General features: G+C 59.9%; 19 protein-coding genes. 8 read left to right on the plus strand and 11 right to left on the minus strand.

The genetic code is table 11. The annotated features are described in order from the left end of the window. Positions 1-96: 96 nt before the first annotated feature. Positions 97-597: a signal peptidase I gene (gene lepB, locus GSQ94_RS03670; RefSeq protein WP_254063634.1), complete on the plus strand. Its 501-nt coding sequence runs from the start codon at positions 97-99 to the stop codon at positions 595-597. A 26-nt stretch (positions 598-623) separates the two neighbouring features. Here lepB and tpiA read toward each other — a convergent pair whose 3' ends face one another. From tpiA to gap, 7 genes are all read right to left on the minus strand, one after another. After that, the gene (gene tpiA, locus GSQ94_RS03675; protein ID WP_158941959.1) at positions 624-1,382 is read right to left on the minus strand and encodes a triose-phosphate isomerase; all 759 of its coding nucleotides are present in this window, start codon (positions 1,380-1,382) and stop codon (positions 624-626) included. A gap of 97 nt (positions 1,383-1,479) precedes the next feature. After that, entirely contained in the window at positions 1,480-2,688 is a 1,209-nt protein-coding gene (gene pgk, locus GSQ94_RS03680; RefSeq protein ID WP_158941960.1) for a phosphoglycerate kinase, read from the minus strand. Position 2,689: 1 nt separating this feature from the next. Further along, positions 2,690-3,178 (minus strand): hypothetical protein, encoded by a 489-nt coding sequence (locus GSQ94_RS03685; protein ID WP_158941961.1) that lies wholly within the window; start codon positions 3,176-3,178, stop codon positions 2,690-2,692. A gap of 36 nt (positions 3,179-3,214) precedes the next feature. Continuing rightward, positions 3,215-3,589, minus strand: a complete 375-nt coding sequence (locus tag GSQ94_RS03690; RefSeq protein ID WP_158941962.1) for a RidA family protein — start codon at positions 3,587-3,589, stop codon at positions 3,215-3,217. A 1-nt stretch (position 3,590) separates the two neighbouring features. After that, positions 3,591-4,067: a hypothetical protein gene (locus GSQ94_RS03695; protein WP_158941963.1), complete on the minus strand. Its 477-nt coding sequence runs from the start codon at positions 4,065-4,067 to the stop codon at positions 3,591-3,593. 235 nt (positions 4,068-4,302) lie between these two features. Beyond that, a complete protein-coding gene (locus GSQ94_RS03700) occupies positions 4,303-4,944 on the minus strand; it encodes a pyridoxamine 5'-phosphate oxidase family protein (RefSeq protein ID WP_158941964.1) in 642 nt (213 codons plus the stop codon). A gap of 126 nt (positions 4,945-5,070) precedes the next feature. Then, positions 5,071-6,081, minus strand: coding sequence for a type I glyceraldehyde-3-phosphate dehydrogenase (gene gap, locus GSQ94_RS03705; RefSeq protein ID WP_158941965.1), 1,011 nt, complete (start codon positions 6,079-6,081; stop codon positions 5,071-5,073). 306 nt (positions 6,082-6,387) lie between these two features. On the opposite strand from gap, the gene GSQ94_RS03710 reads away from it, so the two are divergent. From GSQ94_RS03710 to GSQ94_RS03735, 6 genes are read left to right on the plus strand one after another with little or no spacing between them, the layout of a single operon-like run. Then, a complete protein-coding gene (locus GSQ94_RS03710; RefSeq protein ID WP_158941966.1) occupies positions 6,388-7,203 on the plus strand; it encodes an ATP-binding protein in 816 nt (271 codons plus the stop codon). Between the two features lie 36 nt (positions 7,204-7,239). Beyond that, positions 7,240-7,989: an ATP-binding cassette domain-containing protein gene (locus GSQ94_RS03715; protein WP_158941967.1), complete on the plus strand. Its 750-nt coding sequence runs from the start codon at positions 7,240-7,242 to the stop codon at positions 7,987-7,989. Beyond that, complete coding sequence (locus GSQ94_RS03720; protein WP_174240878.1) at positions 7,986-8,618, plus strand: ABC transporter permease; 633 nt, start codon at positions 7,986-7,988, stop codon at positions 8,616-8,618. The genes GSQ94_RS03715 and GSQ94_RS03720 overlap by 4 nt, the downstream gene beginning before the upstream one ends. Continuing rightward, on the plus strand, positions 8,618-9,538 hold the full coding sequence (locus GSQ94_RS03725) for a glycine betaine ABC transporter substrate-binding protein (RefSeq protein ID WP_254063620.1): 921 nt from the start codon (positions 8,618-8,620) through the stop codon (positions 9,536-9,538). Before GSQ94_RS03720 ends, GSQ94_RS03725 begins: the two co-directional genes overlap by 1 nt. Next, positions 9,535-10,089, plus strand: a complete 555-nt coding sequence (locus GSQ94_RS03730; RefSeq protein ID WP_158941968.1) for a DUF1203 domain-containing protein — start codon at positions 9,535-9,537, stop codon at positions 10,087-10,089. Before GSQ94_RS03725 ends, GSQ94_RS03730 begins: the two co-directional genes overlap by 4 nt. Before the next feature lie 17 nt (positions 10,090-10,106). Beyond that, positions 10,107-10,616 (plus strand): DinB family protein, encoded by a 510-nt coding sequence (locus GSQ94_RS03735; RefSeq protein ID WP_158941969.1) that lies wholly within the window; start codon positions 10,107-10,109, stop codon positions 10,614-10,616. Here the strand turns inward: GSQ94_RS03735 and ribA are convergent. After that, complete coding sequence (gene ribA, locus GSQ94_RS03740) at positions 10,609-11,247, minus strand: GTP cyclohydrolase II (RefSeq protein ID WP_158941970.1); 639 nt, start codon at positions 11,245-11,247, stop codon at positions 10,609-10,611. The two genes, GSQ94_RS03735 and ribA, sit on opposite strands and share 8 nt — an antisense overlap. Before the next feature lie 91 nt (positions 11,248-11,338). Here ribA and GSQ94_RS03745 point away from each other — a divergent pair, with 91 nt between their 5' ends. Next, positions 11,339-12,742: a sensor histidine kinase gene (locus tag GSQ94_RS03745; RefSeq protein WP_158941971.1), complete on the plus strand. Its 1,404-nt coding sequence runs from the start codon at positions 11,339-11,341 to the stop codon at positions 12,740-12,742. On the opposite strand, the gene bshA is transcribed toward GSQ94_RS03745, so the two are convergent. The 3 genes from bshA to GSQ94_RS03760 all read right to left on the minus strand — a co-directional run bounded on the left by bshA (position 12,700) and on the right by GSQ94_RS03760 (position 17,123). Next, positions 12,700-13,851, minus strand: coding sequence for an N-acetyl-alpha-D-glucosaminyl L-malate synthase BshA (gene bshA / locus GSQ94_RS03750; protein WP_158942001.1), 1,152 nt, complete (start codon positions 13,849-13,851; stop codon positions 12,700-12,702). The two genes, GSQ94_RS03745 and bshA, sit on opposite strands and share 43 nt — an antisense overlap. 112 nt (positions 13,852-13,963) lie before the next feature. Beyond that, positions 13,964-14,833, minus strand: coding sequence for a ChbG/HpnK family deacetylase (locus GSQ94_RS03755; protein ID WP_158941972.1), 870 nt, complete (start codon positions 14,831-14,833; stop codon positions 13,964-13,966). A 70-nt stretch (positions 14,834-14,903) separates the two neighbouring features. Further along, positions 14,904-17,123: a beta-glucosidase gene (locus GSQ94_RS03760; protein ID WP_158941973.1), complete on the minus strand. Its 2,220-nt coding sequence runs from the start codon at positions 17,121-17,123 to the stop codon at positions 14,904-14,906. Positions 17,124-17,242: the final 119 nt, after the last annotated feature.

A 17,242-nucleotide genomic window follows, 5' to 3' on the forward strand; every position in this document is an offset into this window, starting at 1 on the left:
GAGAGTTTGGAAGATCGCGTGAATACAGAAGAAAAGGTCGGACCAAAGTCCCCGGAGCAGCAAGGAACGGATTCATCGGAACCGCATAAGGCAGCAATGCACTCCTGGCTGCGCGACCTGGTGATTTCGGTTGTGGTGTCCGCGTTCATCATTATCTTTCTGTATCAACCAGTGCGCGTGGAGGGCACCAGCATGCTGCCCATGCTGGAGGATCAGGACAGGCTGTTTATCAACAAGATCGCCTACAGGGTCGGAGAGATTCACCGGGGAGACGTGGTCGTCTTTCTCTATCCGCATGACCATGAGAAGAGTTACATCAAGCGTGTGATCGCGTTGCCTGGAGACATGCTGCGAATCGACCATGGCCAGGTGATCGTGAACGGTGCCCGTATCACGGAGAGCTACGTTCCGAAGCGCTTCTCGGATGAGAGATCGCAGCCGGAGATGATCGTCCCTGCCCACGAGTTTTTCGTGATGGGAGATCATAGGTCGATCTCAAGCGACAGCCGCGACTTTGGGCCAGTCGATCGGGATCTGATCTATGGCAAGGCGGCCTTTGTGTACTGGCCGATGGACCAGGCCGGGGTCGTTCGGTAGGCCATCAGCTCTATCTCTGTGCCCCGCTAGGCCGAAGCGTTTTGAACGATCTCAGCAAAAGACTTGGCCTTCAGGCTCGCTCCTCCGACGAGTGCGCCGTCGATCTCGGGTTGAGTCATCAGGCTGGCGACGTTGTCGGGCTTGACCGATCCGCCGTAGAGGATGCGCATGCGGCTGGCGCAGGCCTCTCCGAGATGGACAGCAACTTCGCGGCGGATGATGGCATGGGCGTCGTTCGCCTGTTCCGGCGTGGCAACGCTGCCGGTGCCGATGGCCCATACAGGCTCATAGGCGATCACCATCTGGCTGCACAGGCTTCCGGCGATGCCATTGAGGGCGCAGGCGATCTGCCAGCGCAGGACTGCTTCGGTCAGGCCGGACTCACGCTTCTCCTGCGTCTCGCCCACGCACACCACGGGAACCAGGTCATGCTCAAGCGCGGCCTTCAGCTTCAGGTTCACCATATCGTCGGTCTCGTGGGCATAGATGCGGCGCTCGGAGTGGCCGAGCAAAACACGGGTGCAACCGATGCTTTCGAGCATGGTGGGAGAGGTCTGGCCCGTATAGGGGCCTTCATTCAGCCAGTGCATGGTCTGGGCGCCCGCGGTGACATTTGTCCCCTTCGTCGCCTCGATAACGTAGCCAAGCGAGGACATCGTGGGAAAGATCGCGATCTCGCTGGCGGTGTGATCTTTGACCTCGGGCAGAAACTCGCTGAGGAAAGCTAATGACTCTTTAGGCGTCTTGTACATCTTCCAGTTGGCGGCGATCAGTGGCTTGCGCATGTGCGGATCAGTATTCCATTTTGATGGGTTTGAGGGAAGGGCAGATTGCTAGAACAATCTCATCGTCGAGAAGCGAGTAGGAAGCGTGCGCAGCTTCCTACTTCTCTGAAAGCGCGGCGACTCCGGGCAGCGTTTTGCCTTCGAGAAACTCAAGGCTTGCTCCCCCACCGGTGGAGATGTGCGTGATCCTGTCGGCGAAGCCGGACTGCTGGATCGCGGCGACTGAATCTCCGCCGCCTACGATGGTTGTGGCGTCGTGGTTACGAGCTACGGCTGCGGCGATCTCGTTGGTGCCTCGCGCGAAGGCAGGCATCTCGAAGACCCCCATCGGTCCGTTCCAGATGATGGTGCGAGCCTCGCCGATCTCCTCTTCAAACAGTGCGATGGACTTCGGGCCGATATCCAGGGCCATCAGATCGGCAGGGAAGGGGCCTTCGCCAGAGAAGACCTGGGTCTGGGCGTTCGGGGCGAACTTGTCGGCGAGGATGTGATCGACGGGCAGGAGAAAGCGTACGCCTTTGGCCTTTGCTTTTTCGAGCGCTGCCTTCGCCACGTCGATCTTGTCAGTCTCGACCAGCGATTTGCCCGTGCTTTGTCCCTGCGCGTTGAGGAAGGTGTAGGCCATGCCTCCGCCGATGATGATGGCGTCGGCCTTCTCCAGCAGGTTGTCGATCACCTGGATCTTGTCCGAGACCTTGGCTCCGCCGATGATTGCGACGAAGGGCTTATCCGGCTCCGTCAGCGCCTTGCCCATGTAGTTCAGCTCTTTTTCCATGAGCAGCCCAGCGGCAGATTGTTTGACGAAGTGCGTCACGCCTTCGGTAGAGGCGTGGGTGCGATGTGCGCTGCCAAACGCATCGTTGACGTAGACGTCGCAGAGCGAGGCGAGTTTCTTCGCGAAGGCAGGGTCGTTCGCCTCCTCCTCAGCGTGGAAGCGGAGGTTCTCCAGCAGGAGCGGCTGGCCCGATTCGAGGTTGGCCGCCATCTCGCTGGCGATGTCGCCGATACAGTCGGGTGAGAACGCTACGTTTTCGTCGTCGCCGAGGATGTGATCGAGCATGGTGCGGAGATGGTCGACGAGCGGGCGCAGGCTCATCGAGGCAACCGGCTTACCCTTGGGGCGGCCGAGGTGCGAGCACAGGATGACCTTTGCTTTATGACGCAGCGCATACTCGATGGTGGGCAGCGTCTCCCGGATGCGGGTGTCGTCAGTGATGATGCCGTCCTTGAGCGGGACGTTGAAGTCAACGCGAATGAGGACGCGCTTGTCGGTGAGGTCGAGGTCGCGGATCGATAGCTTGGCCATGTCAGTTAGAGGATACCCGAGATGACGGTGCGAAGCGTCGGTTCGCCAAAGATATGGGCAGCCCGACCAGGAAGACCATCGCCGCAATGCCGTTCAGTAGAACCGCACCGGTCGGATGACTCCTTGGGTAAAGGTTCGTGTGTGGGAGCACCAGGCCATACATCACGGCATAGACAAAACCTCCGTAGAGCAGACCGGCTGCGATGGCGTAGCGCTTAAGAAATGGCAAAACGCGAGCTGCGAGGACGAAGAGCGTTGCCCAGAAAAGTGCCAAGAAGAGGTGGGTTGCAAGCCCTAGAAGAACGCTTCGGATTCCGTCGGAGTAGGCAGTACGGCCCAGGATGCCGCTCGCGATGGACTGTGGAATCTTTACGGGAGCAACACCGCGCAAGCCGTAGAAGAGGATGGGATCAATCATGTCGAGCAACGCGGCTACGATCGCACCGATCAGGATGGCCTTCGGGACGGAGCGGCTGGGGTCGCTTGGCATAGGGAATTTTAGAGCACGGAGAAGGATCGAGGCTGGCTACTCCGGGATAGAGGCGTCAGCTTCGATCTCGATGCGCCAGTCTGGATTAAGCAGCGCGGCAACGACAACCATGGTGGCTGCGGGACGGATAAGTCCGAAGACCTCACCATGCGCTCGGCCAGCGGCCTCCCAGTCCTCGGCATGGGTAAGGTACATCCGCGTACGGTAGACGTGATCGACAGAACTCCCGGCATTCTTCAACGCAACGGCGATCAGCGCGAGGCACTGGCGAGTCTGCTCGGCAACGCCTGCGGTATCCGCGCCGACAGGCCCTGTGCCTGACACATGGACGCTGTTGCCGATGCGGACGGCGCGGGAGAAGCCAATAATGGGCTCGAAGGGAGACGTGCCGGGAACGTTCGTGCGGGTCATGTCAGTCTTTCTTTGGCGATTTTGCATTTGCAGCTTCCGAGTCCCGCAAGGCCTCTACATCTGCCAGATCCCGAAGTCTGCCTATGGCCAGTTTGTTCTTTATCAGGTGTTCCACCGAGAGATATCGCACGGGGATATCGTCATCAATGATTCCATCTTCGCTGGAGTTCCAGGCAGCTTCAAAGTTGATTCCATCCAACTCTTGAAGGATGTCGATTCGGCTCGGAGGCTGGCCAATCTGGTAGCCCCAGGCTGGATCCTGAAAATCGCGGGGAGTCAGTCCTGTCAGCGGAGCACCGAAGTCTGCAAGTGCAGTGAAGACGTTTGAAACGTTCGCATCACTTGTGTCGATGAAGATATCCAGATCTTTGGTCACGCGCGGCTCGGTGAAGTAGGAGACCGCATAGCCACCGACGATCAGGTATCTAACTCTTCGTTCGTTGAATACGCGCAAAAGATCTCGTTGATCTTTCTCCATGGGACACGACTCCTTTCTGCCGATACACGGCGACGCTGTGCTGGTAGGTTGCTTCGAACCGCTCTGCCGATGGGCGGCTGCGCCAATAGCGGTAGGTCTCCGCCTGCTGCTCGGTCAGATCTATGATTTTGCGAACGGTCTTGTTCAAGCGACGCTCCCACTCTAATTTTACTAAAGATATCGCAGCACTCTGAAAGGTTTCACGCGAATGGCACGAGCCGAGAGGATTCGTAGATCAAGTGCGTGGTTTGCCGGCTGGCAGCGAAGATTTTTTGCGCAGGGCTGCATTCTCGGTCTCCAGCGTTGCAAGCCGCTCGCGGAGCGGAGCCAAAGCCTCCTCGAACTCCTCGACCGTGTACCGGGGAGTGATGTGCTGAGGGCAGTTCCAGTCGAAACCTTCGACTCGGATCAGAATGACTCGCTCGACGACGGACGACCTGTCGGCGGAACGAAAAGATTCGATGAGATCCGTTGCCTGGGAGTCCTGCTCGTGCACCTTCACGCGGCCGAGGATCTTCAGACGAGTCTGATTGGGATAGTCCATGAAGAACAGGGCGACCCGATCGTCATGGTCGAAGTTGCCGAGGCTGATGTACTGCTTGTTGCCGCGCAGGTCGGCGAATCCAAGCACTCCCGGATCGATCACCCGAACGAAGCCCTTGGGACCGCCGCGATGCTGCACGTAGGGCCATCCGGTCTCACTGACCGAGGCCATGTAGAAGCTGTCGCGCAGGGCGATGAAGGCCTGCTCGTCTCGCCCCAGGGTACTTCCTGCAGGAGAGAGCTCCGCCATTCGCTCATACTGGCGCCGGCTGCCGTGTTCTTCCTGATGCTTTTTGACGAGTGGGGTAAAGGCCAGTTGCTGGAAGCGACTCATAGCGTGCTCGATCCGGGCAGGTGGACTCGCTGCCTGTCCTGTAGATTCACCATCAGTCCGGCAGGATGCAGAAATGCCCAGGCATGGTCGCGAATCGACCTCTGCCTGGGCAATCTTTTGTGCGGTCTACAGGCCCTTTTTGACGAGGAACAGGATGAGATCCTTCACCCGGCTGGAGTAGCCCCATTCGTTGTCGTACCAGCTGATCACCTTGCCGGTATTCTGGCCGACGACCTTGGTCAACTTGCTGTCGACGATGCTGCTGAGTGGGTTGCCCTTGAAGTCGGACGAGACGAGCTCTTCCTCGGTGAAGCCCAGAATACCTTTCAATTCGCCATCAGCAGCCTTCTTGAGCGCTTCGTTGATCGACTTGTCGGTGATCGGCTTCTCGGAGACAAAGGTGAGGTCGACGACCGAGACGTTCGGGGTCGGGACGCGAATCGCAAAGCCGTCAAGCTTCCCATCCATCGCAGGAACAACGAGCTTCAGCGCTTTGGCAGCTCCGGTGCTCGACGGAATCATCGAGAGTGCAGCAGCGCGGGCGCGGCGGAGATCCTTGTGCGGAGTATCGAGAATCACCTGATCGTTGGTGTAGCTGTGGATCGTGGTCATGATGCCGGATGCGATGCCGAAGGTATCGTTGAGCACTTTGACGACGGGCGCGAGGCAGTTCGTGGTGCAGCTCGCATTCGAGATCACGTTGTGCTTCGCGGCGTCATACTTCACGTCATTCACGCCCAGGACGAGGGTAATATCCTCGTTCGTCGCAGGGGCAGAGATGATGACCTTCTTGACCGTGCTGCCAAGGTGCGCCTTGGCCTTCTCCGCGTCGGTGAAGAATCCGGTGGACTCAACCACAATCTGCGCTCCCACCGAGGCCCAGTCGAGCTTCGCAGGATCGCGCTCGGCGAAGACCTTGATCTTCTTGCCGTCGACCGCGATGAAGTCGGCTCCGTGGGTGATCTCCTGCTTCAGGTTGCCGAGGATGGAGTCGTACTTGAGGAGGTGGGCCAGCGTGGCGGGGGTGGTGAGGTCGTTGACAGCGACGAATTCGATGTCGGGATTGCCTATCGCGGTGCGGAAGACGTTGCGTCCAATGCGGCCGAAGCCGTTGATGCCTACCTTTACAGCTGCCATGATTTTCGGTTGCTCCTGTCCTGTGCTGCGTGATTTATCCGTTCAACCATTGTAGATCGCGACGTACGGCTCTGCACGCCATCAGAGCGGGATGCTATCACTGGCGCGATGGCGGTGCAAACTTCCTATTGCAGGGGCGTGAATGAGGAGGTAAGACGATGGGAAAAGACAGGATGAGCGTGTCGAGGTTCAACGACACAGAATCGAAAACGGGGTGGCGCTGGAGGTGCAGGGGATTTGCGGGAGCCTTCCGCGCTGTGTTACAAGCGTCGTATGCGCGATTTGCGCGAATGGATAAGCGAAAAGATGAGACGACGCCCTAGACGTGGACCGAATGATTCGGAGTCCACGGGGAAAAGTGGGCAGGAGCTGCCCTCGAACCAGCAAGCTCCCTTGAGGCCAAGCTACCCGGAGCCCGTGCCCGTACGCGCCGCGGAACCAACAACCGTCCCGGTTTCCGCCCCGCCAACCCCAGTTGCAGAACCGGTCGCCGCCGCACATCTCGATGCGCCCGCACCAGTGGCCGAGCACGCCGCGCCGGCAGAGCCGAAGATGGTCATGGAGACCCAGCCGGAGTCACTGGCAACACCTCCAGCCGAGCTGACAGCGCTCAAGTCGCCAAAAGGGTATGTGGTTCTCGCGATCGGGCTGCCCGGCTCGGGTAAGACGACCTGGTACAAGCGCCGGGGCGTGACTCCGCTGTCGAGCGACCTTCTCCGGACGCTGCTCTTCGACGACATCACCGAACAGCGTTACCAGGGCCTTGTCTTTTCCACTCTGCGCAGCCTGTTGCGAGCGCGGTTGATCGCCAAGATGCCGTGGAACTACGTCGATGCGACCAATCTCTCTCCGCACGAGCGCAAGCAGTGGATCAAGATGGCCAAGAGCTTCGGCTACGAGGTTCAGGCGGTCTTCTTCGATGTACCGCTGGCTGTATGCATGGAGCGAAACTCCAAGCGCGACCGTCAGGTGACCGATGAGGTGATGCAGAAGATGGCCGAGCGTCTGAAGCCGCCCACCTTCAAGGAAGGCTTCGAAAAGATCACGGTCGTTCGCGTGAAAGGTCAGCCCGGCGCAGCAGGCGAGCCCGTATCAGAGGCTGTTCCGGAGACCGCAGAGTAACCCGGCATCCCACCACGACAAGTTAGAGTAAAAGACATGCCCACGGTTGGCGTTGAGTTCGCGAAGGTGAGCTACACGGTGGCAGGTGGGCGTGTCTTATTGCGCGATGTCTCTTTGCAACTTGAGGCCGGAACCACGACGGCTCTTCTGGGGCGAAGCGGATCCGGCAAAACCACGCTGCTGCGCATGGTGAATGGCCTGGTCATGCCGAGCGAGGGCAAGGTCTCGGTCGCGGGCAAGCCTGCCCACGAGGCCGACCTTGTGGCGCTGCGGCGCAGCATCGGGTATGTCATCCAGGAGACAGGGCTCTTTCCCCATATGACCATCGAGCGCAACGCCGGCATGGCGCTCGAACTGGCCGGCCATAGCAAACAGGAGATAGAGGCGCGAGTGCGCGAGGTCTTGCCGCTGGTGGGCCTTGAGTATGAGGAGTATCGCGCCCGCTATCCGTGGCAGCTCTCCGGCGGCCAGCGCCAGCGGGTTGGGTTGGCACGCGCCCTCGCAACCGACCCCGCGGTTCTGCTGATGGACGAGCCGTTCGGCGCGCTCGATCCTCTCACCCGTGCCGAGATGCAAACCATGCTGCGAGACCTCTTGAAGAAGGTCGGAAAGACGGTGCTGCTGGTCACTCACGACCTCGACGAGGCGCTTTACCTTGCCAAGAGGGTTGTGTTCCTTGCAGTCGGAGTTGTCGTGGCCGACTTGCCCGCGCAGGAAGTCGCGCGGTCGGAAAACCCTCAAGTAAGGGATTATGTTCATGCTGTACACCGCGCGGTGCCAGTATGATGAGCTTCCTGCGTCAGAACGGCTACGACATCGGCCGTCTAACCTTTGAACACCTGTGGCTGACGCTGTCCGCGATGCTTCTAGCTGCTGCAATCGGGCTGCCTCTGGGCATTCTGCTCACGCGAAGGCAGGCGTTAGCCAGGCCCGTGATCGGCATCGCAAACGTGCTTCAAACCATACCCAGCCTCGCACTGTTTGGTCTTCTGCTCCCTGTACCGTGGCTCGGTGAAAACGCTGCGCGGCTCGCCATCCTTGCACTCACTGGCTATGCTCTGCTCCCGATTCTGCGGAACACCTACGCCGGAATCGGAAGCGTGGACCCCGCTCTGGTGGATGTAGCCAATGCCATGGGAATGACCTCGTGGCAGCGTCTGATCAAGGTGGAGCTGCCGCTCGCGGCGAGCGTCATTCTTGCCGGTCTGCGGACCGCGACCGTGACCTGCGTCGGTGTCGCGACCATTGCAGCGGCGATCGGCGCAGGTGGCCTGGGCGAACTGATCTTCCGTGGAGTAGCCAGCGTAGACAACGGCCTCGTCCTAGCCGGAGCCATCCCCGCCGCTCTACTCGCCCTGGTGGCGGATGCCGGATTAGGCCTGCTGGAAAAAAAACTGGCCGTGAGGCGAGTGTGATGGGTCAGGGCTGCTTGCGTGGGCTGATGTTGCTTCTGCTGTCTGCGCTGTTTGGATTGACGGCCTGCGCGCCGCCAAGATCCTCGCGCATCACCATCGGAGCGAAGAACTTCACTGAGCAGGTAGTCCTGGGCGAGCTGCTGGCGCAGGAGATCGAAGCGCTGACCGGAGAGCCGGTGGCGCGGCGTTTCTATCTTGCCGGAAGCTACCTCTGTCAGCAGGCCTTGGTCAGCGGGCGCATCGACGGCTACGTCGAGTACACAGGAACTGCGCTGACGGCGATCCTGAAGCAGCCCCTTCCGCCTATCGGACAGCGGGACGAAGCAACGGTCTTTCGTGAAGTCAGCACACTCTACGCATCCAAATATCAGGTCACGGTAGGGCGCGGCCTGGGGTTCGAGGACACCTTTGCCATGGTAGTGCGTGGCGACGACGCGAAGCGTTTGGGCGTGAAGACAATCTCCGATGCCGTGAAGACCACACCCGATCCGAAGGGCTGGAGACTAGGCGTAGGGTACGAGTTTCAATCTCGTCCCGACGGGCTGCGCGGCCTCGAAGCAATCTACGGACTGAAGTTCGCAGGCGAACCCCGAACGATGGACCTGGGGCTCCTCTATCGAGCCCTGTCGAACAGTCAGGTGGACATGGTTGCAGGCAACTCAACCGACGGGCCCATCCGAGCGCTGGGGTTCGTCGTCCTCGAAGATGATAAGCACTACTTCCCGCCCTATGAAGCAGTCCCTTTATTCCGTAACGACTCGCTGCGGCTGCATCCAAAGATTCAGGTGGCGATGGACCGGCTAGCCGGCAAGGTCACTGCGGACGAGGTACGCGGCATGAACTATGCCGTGGACTCCGAACACAGAGACGTGCGCGATGTAGTGAGGGAGTTTCGCCAGTCGAAAGGACTCGGAGTTTGACTGAACAATTCGGAGTGTGCGCGCAGCGTGAATCCCCGAAGATAGCTCCAGCGGTTGAGTTCACGACGGGAGCAGCGAGTATGAGCGGATTGAAGGTCATTGCCATTGCAAGCGAGCTGGTAGAGAAGGTGAGAGCCTCGAGAGTGTCGCCCGGATACGGACATCCGGTCACGGCGAAGGTGGCAACCGGGCATGGGCCATGTCGGCATTGCCTGCGACCCTTCGCGATTGGGCAGGAGGTACGGCTACTGTTTACGCTGAATTCGTTCGACGGCGTAGCGCCAATCCCCCAACCTGGGCCGGTCTTCGTTCACGAAGAGGTGTGCGAGCGACACGCGGAAGATGCAGGTTATCCAGCCGGACTACTGCGCTTCGCCGCAGTGCTGGACGGCTACGATACCGAACAGATGGTACGACAGCGCAAAACAGTATCGGACGGATCGCACGAGACAGCCATTGCGGAGATGATGCGCGACCCACTCGTCCGCTACGTGATGGTTCGGGATGGCAACGCCGGCTGCTATGACTTTCGCGTCGAACGGAGACAATAGCGAATGGAGGGAGACTAATGGTCGAACCCTGGCTACGCGGCACACGCACCGAGATTGACGCCGTACGACGGCAGGTGCTGCACGCCCTCGATCTTGCGCTTGAAGATATTGAGCGATGGTGTGCTGGGCTGAGCGATGCGGAGATGAATGCGCGTCCCTTCGATCTTCCTCCAGTCGCGTTTCATCTTCGTCACATCGCGCGAAGTCTGGACCGTCTTCTGACCTACGCGGAGGGACGAGCCCTCACGGGCGCGCAGAGAGACGCGCTGATCACCGAGCTGGAAAACAACGCTTATTCCGAAGTAGTGTTAGCCGAGGTACGCGCTGGACTGGACGACGCGGCGCAGCGTGTGCTGATGATCTCGCAGGCAAGTTACGAAGAGTCGCGTGGAGTAGGCAGGGCGATGTTGCCAAGTACGGTAGGCGGCTTGCTCGTCCACTGCGCGGAGCACACGCAACGTCACGTAGGGCAGGCCATCACCACTGCGAAGATGGTACTTGCGCAGCGGTCCTGGAAGACTATGTAACCAGGTGGCCCATCTTCTCGCGCTTGGTCTGGAGGTAGCGCTCGTTGGTCGGCTCGCTCGGCACTTCGGCGGAGAGGCGCTCTACCACCTTGATCCCGGCAAGCTCGAGTGCTTCCACCTTCTCAGGATTATTCGTGATCAGGCGAACCTCAGCGATGCCCATCTGCTTGAGGATCTGCGCCGGTAACTCGAAGTGGCGGCAATCCGCCTCGTAGCCGAGCTCCAGGTTGGCCTCAATCGTGTCGAGCCCTTGATCCTGAAGCTCATAGGCGCGCAGCTTGGCCATCAGGCCGATCCCGCGCCCCTCCTGCTGCTCATAGAGCAAAATCCCCGTACCGGCATCGGTAATCGCAGCCATCGCAAGTTCGAACTGCTGCCGGCAGTCGCAGCGCAGCGAGTGAAAGACATCGCCTGTAAGGCACTGCGAATGAATCCGCACAATCGGGGGAGCGGCATGAATGTCGCCCATCACCAGCGCCACGGCGGACTCCACCCGAACAGCCGGTGCCGGAATATTGTCGTTGCAGGCAGCAGGGTTTTCAATCACACCCTCGAAGCCGAGGATACGGAAGTGGCCCCAGCGGGTGGGGAAGTCGGCATCGGCTACTTTGGTCACACTTGCAAACGGCATCTTCTCATTATACGTTTCGTGCTTCATGGAGATTAGACTGCTCTGGCAGGTCATTGGATGCGAAGTTGCTCTGCGGGCGTAAAGTAATGGTGTGACCCAGACCGATCCCAAGCTGATTTTGATCACATTGCTGGTGGAGCTGGGCGTTGCTGCGGCGGTCTCCAGCTCGCTGGCGCGGTCTAATCGCTTCAAAAATCTCCTCCTCATGTCGCGCCGCACCCCGCGGCAGACCGCGTGGCTGGTCATCATCATCTGCGTGCCGCTGACGCTCGGAGTTTGGGTTCGCACCGCCGTCCCGAACTTTCTGGCTGCGGATCTCTCCTTTGAGACCACCATTCTCCTCGGCATCCTCGTAGGTCCGCTAGCCGCGATGGCTGGCGGAGCGGCACTTGCCATTCCCGCCGTTCTGCATCACGAGTACTGGGCGCTTCCGGTCAACCTCGCCGTTGCCGGAATCTCCGGAGCCTTCGGCCGCTTCGCCGACCCGGAAGACGTATGGTCGTTCTCTCCGATGATCGACCTCAGCATCTATCGCTGGGTCACGCGAAACCTGCGGCGGCCGCAGCTCGACCGTCAGATCCTGCTTCTGCTGCTGGTCGCCGGCATGCAGCTTGGAACCAGTACGCTCGCGCACTACTTTCCGCGATACTTCTTCGAGCTCAACTCCAGGGAGTGGTGGGTGCAGCTGTTGATCTGCGGCGCAGCTCCGATTGTGGTCGGAATCCCCCTCAAGATCTGGAACGCGATCCGCGTGGAGAGAAAGCTCGAGGAGCAGGGAAGGCTGCTGCTCGAGGCTCGCCTCGACGCGCTGCAGCGCCAGATCAACCCGCACTTCCTCTTCAATACGCTGAACTCGATTACCTCGCTGGTACGCTCGCAGCCGGAGCTGGCACGAGAGATGATCGTCAAACTCGCGAACATTCTCCGTGTCCTGCTGAAGGACCGCGAGGCCTTCCTACCCCTCAGCGAAGAGCTACGGTTTACCGACGACTATCTCGACATTGAGGTAGTGCGCTTCGGCGAAAAACTTAGAGTCGTCAAAGAGATTGCCAGCGATACGCTCGACATCGTCGTTCCGGGAATGCTTCTGCAGCCCCTCATTGAAAACAGCATCAAGCATGGTCTGGAGCCCAGAATCAGCGGTGGCACCGTCACCCTGCGCAGCCGCATCACCGACGAAGGACGCCTGATGGTAGAGGTGGAGGACGACGGCGTGGGCATAGCCCCTGAGCGCCCGGAGGTCTCCCTCGTCAGCGGCCTGGTGCGCCCGGGCAACGGCATCGGCATGCGCAACGTACGCGAGCGCATGCAGGTGCTCTATGGCGATCTCGCGACCGTCGAAATTAACAGCCGCCCCGGTCGCGGCACCAAGGTGACCCTCATCATGCCAATCCTCGATGCCGGCGCCGAGGCCTGGGGCCCCATCGGTGGCGCTGCCGGACAGGCCATCACTCACATGGTGGAAGATGCAGTGCGCGCGATGACGCGGTCGTAGTACTCCTCATACAGTGGAATCACGCGGGAGGCGCAGAAGTGATCCTGCGCCGTCTTCCTTCCAGCCCGTGCCATCCCCTCCAGGCGTGGCTGATCCCTCAGCAGCGAGATCGCGGCAGCAGACATCGAATCGACGTCGCCCACCTCGAAGAGAAGACCGTTGTGGCCGTCCTCGATAAGCTCCGCAACGCCGCCTACCCGCGTGCCAATCGTCGGGACGCTGCACGCCATCGCCTCCAGCGCAGCCAGCCCAAACGACTCCATCTCGCTCGGCATCAACATCAGGTCAGCTAGTGGTAAAAGTTCGTTGACGTTATCCTGCTTCCCAATGAAGTGCACGCGGTCCTGCACCTCGTGCTCGCGCGCGAGATACTCGGCAACGCTCCGGTCGGGGCCGTCGCCGATCAGCATCAGGCGAGCGGGCATCGCCTTGGCGACGCGGGCGAACACCTTCACCACATCCTGAATCCGCTTCACAGGACGAAAGTTGGAAAGATGAACCAGAAGCCGTTCGTTCGGCTCGGCAAAACGTGGCCGCATCGTCGCTACTAGTTCAGGGTTGCGAAAGTAGACGTCACAGTTGACGAAGTTACGCACGACCTCTATCTCGGAGGTGATTTCGAAGGCCTCGCGGGTACGGTCGCGAAGGTAGCTTGAGATGCTGGTCACGCCGTCTGACTGTTCGATGCCGAACTTTGTGATGGGCAGGTACGAACGGTCCAGCCCTACCAGCGTGATATCGGTGCCGTGCAGCGTAGTGATAAAAGGCAGATGAATTCCCCGCGTGGCGAGCATCTGTCGCGCCAGCAGCGCGCTCACAGAGTGTGGAATCGCGTAGTGCACATGCAGAAGATCGAGCGAATAAAACTCCGCCACCTCGGCCATGCGGGTCGCAAGCGCAAGGTCGTACGGAGGATGCTCGAACAAGGGATAGTTTGAGATCGCCACCTCGTGAAAGTGAATATTCGACTCACGACCGCTCAGCCGAAAGGGCTGCGAATAAGTGATGAAGTGGATCTCGTGCCCACGAGCTGCAAGCTCAATGCCGAGTTCTGTCGCTACAACGCCGCTGCCGCCATACGTGGGATAACAGGTGATGCCGATCTTCATGGTCTTCCCATTCTCTTGAGCTGTGTGTGGCCCTGTTATTGGACGAAGCAGAACCGTAGAAGACTCTTTCGTCTCAAGGCCGTCGAGCATTGTGCGCTCTATCCAGATCGTGCTACCGGCGCAGGTCTCCATAGTGGATCAGCTGCGGCGCGTCCGGCTGCAAAGCCCACTTGGAAAGCTCGCCGAGCAGTGCGCTTCGCTCGACATCGCGGTGGGTGCGAAGCCGGGTCGTCACACGGTCAAGATCCCCATCGTTATAGCCGGGGTGACAACAGAGTTCGAAGGTTCCCTCTGCGGGCATGGCCTGGAGCAGCTCATGCAGGGTAGGCGCGTCCAGATGGCCTGTCGCGGAGATGCCAATCGTCCCGTCGGTCGTGAGCACTCGAGCGTCGCGAACCTGCGGTTGATGCTCGAACCGCTGTTTAAAGGTGCTGAGCAGCTTCACCTGCAGACGGCGCAGGCGGTTGCCATGACCCAGCTCCAGGCTCCATCTCTGCTCGAAGGGATTCCGAATGGCGCCGACCGAGTACCGTTCTGCTACACGCAGAAGCGGGCGCGTCACCGCGGGGAAGAGGTGAGTATGCTTATGTGTATCGAGATGAGTGACATGAATCCCGGCGCGTTGCAGCTTCTCCACCTGTGCCGCTGCCTCTCGCTCAATCTCGTACTCGCTGATCTTGCCCCGCACCAGCGCCTGCACAAAATCCCCCAGCGAAGGACGAAAGGTCTTTCCATCCGCGCCAAGCAGCGTGGGGACGGTCTGCGGCGGCGATACAGGAACTCCATCCGTGAGAGTGATGTGGCAGCCAACGCCAAGCGAAGGATGAGCGCGAGCAACTGCGATCGCGTCGTCGAACGCGGCGCCTGTAGCCATCAGGGTTGCAGAGCTCAGCGCCTTCGCTTCGTGAAGCTCTCCGATAGCACGATTAACGCCCGGCGTCAGGCCAAAGTCGTCTGCGTTGATGATGAGTCGCCGAGCCATAGATCCCTATTGTAGGAGACGGAAGCGCTCAGCGGCTGAGTCTCGGATCATTCGACTCAGCCGCCATCTTCTATTGAACGTGGAGCGTTGCTTTGAGCGGAGTATCGTTCGACGACGGACCAGCCGCAACCGTGTACTCGCCTGGCAACAACTGCCAGCCGTTCTGCTCCGTGTTGAAGACCGTCAGCGAGAGCGGATGCAGGGGAAGCGTGATCTCCTTCGACTCGCCCGGAGCAAGCTTCACGCGCTGCCATGCGGCCAGCCGCTTGTAGTTCTCCTTCGCAGCTGCAGGCAGAGCAACATAAACCTCTGCGATCTCGGTGCCTTCGTGCGTCCCTGCGTTGCGAACCGTGAAGTGAACCGTTCTACTGGTATCGTCAACCGTGAGGCCGGAGTACGCATAGTTGGTATAGGACAAGCCGAAGCCAAAGGGGAAGAGCGGCTGCTTATCGGTCGCCTCAAACCATTTGTAACCAACTTTGGCGCCCTCAGTGTAGGTGACATCGAACGGCTTGATATCGCGATGAGAGGCTGGCCCGCCTGTCACTCCTTCAAGTCCGGGGACGACAGGGTGTGGCAGCTGCGAATCGTCTTTGGCGAAGGTCACCGGCAGTTTGCCGGAAGGGTTTACCTCGCCGAAGAGGATGTTCGCCAGGGCCTGCGCTCCGCCGATGCCCGGGTACCACATCTCGACCACGCCCTTTACGTGGTCAACCCACGGCATGCTCACAGGGCCACCCGTCTCCAGCACGACGATGGTGTTCGGGTTTGCCGCAGCCACTGCATCGACCAGCGCATCCTGGTTGTTAGGCAGAGAGAGAGTTGGAGCGTCCATCTCCTCCTGCATCGGTTGGTTCACAAAGACAATCGCCACGGCAGAAGACTTCGCCAGTGCGACGGCTGCTGCGGTATCCGTCCCGTCGACGTAGTGGACAGAGGCCTGTGGCGAGTGCGCTTGAATGGACTTCAGCGGAGAAGAAGGGAAGTAGATGTGCTCCGTCCAGCCCGAGCCGCCCGGCTTGGGGTCCATCGCGTTGCCTCCCGGCGCATCCACCTGGGCCGAGCCGCCGCCCGAGAGAACGCCAACATCGGCATGCGAACCGATCACCGCGATAGAGCTCGAAGCCGATGCCTTCAGCGGAAGAATCTGATCGGCATTCTTCAGCAGCACAATACTCTCCTCCGCAATATGCTGAGCATCGTCACGTCCACGAAAAGGATCTACTACCGTACGCACCGGCGGATCGTCGATCACGCCTGCCGCGAACATGCTGCGCAGAATCCTGTGCACCATGTCGTTCAGCCGCGCCATCGGAACCTTCCGCTCCAGCACAGCCAGGCCGAGCGCCCGGCCAAAGTATCCATCGTCGCCGGGCATCTCCTGGTCGAGCCCGTTCAGCGCGGCCTTCACCGTGCTGTGCGTCGCACTCCAGTCAGAGACCACCCAGCCCTTGAACTTGAAGTCCTTCTTGAGCACCTGATTCAGCAGGTAATCGTTCTCACATGCATGGTCGCCCTCTACGAGATTGTAGGAGCACATCACCGCAGAAGGTTCAGCGATGCCGATCGACACCTCGAACGCAAGCAGGTCCGACTCGCGCATCGCCTTCTTGTCGAGCAGCACATTCACGATCGTCCGCCCGGTCTCTTGATCGTTCAACGCATAGTGCTTGATGTCGCTCATCACATGCTGCGAGAAGACGCCCTTCTCAAGATTGCCGGTCATGGTTCCCGCGAGGATTGGATCCTCCCCGGCGTACTCGAAGTTGCGGCCATTGCGCGGCTCGCGCGTAATGTTCACGCCTCCGCCGATCGACATGTTCGTGCCCCAGGCGCGAAGCTCGCGACCAATCACGGAGCCGTAAAGAAAAGCAGAGGCCGGATCCCAGCTCGACGCAGCGCCAAGAGTCGAAGGCAGCAGCGTCGCATAACGAGACTGATACGCCGCCATGCGAGCGCCCACAGCCGAGTCAGCCAGATCGATGCCAGGAATCCCCAGCCGTTCAATCCCCTCCATATACCCGGCAGCAAAGTTCGAGTTCGCAGCAATAGGATCGCCCGCCTTCAAAACTCCCCAACCCGTTCCGTGAACCATCCGGATCTTCTCTCGGAACGTCATCTGGTCGAGCACCATATCGGCGCGCTCATCAGGAGAAAGTGTCTTGTTCATCCACGGCATCTTCGACCGGTCGGGGTGCGTCTCCTGCTCCGGTCCAAACCAGCGATACGCAAATACGCCCACCACAATCAGCAGTGCCACCACCACGACAGTCTTCAGAAAAGAGAACATCGATGCTCCTGGAAGTCGGATACGGCCGGACGGGCGGGAAGCCGTTCGTCTGCCTCACAGAGTCTAACTCTGCTAAAACGTTGTAGTAAAGCGTTTTTCTTAGATTCTACGTACGCCAC

Origin of the sequence: Granulicella sp. S190 (assembly GCF_009766095.1) — a bacterium.
Classification (GTDB): domain Bacteria; phylum Acidobacteriota; class Terriglobia; order Terriglobales; family Acidobacteriaceae; genus Edaphobacter.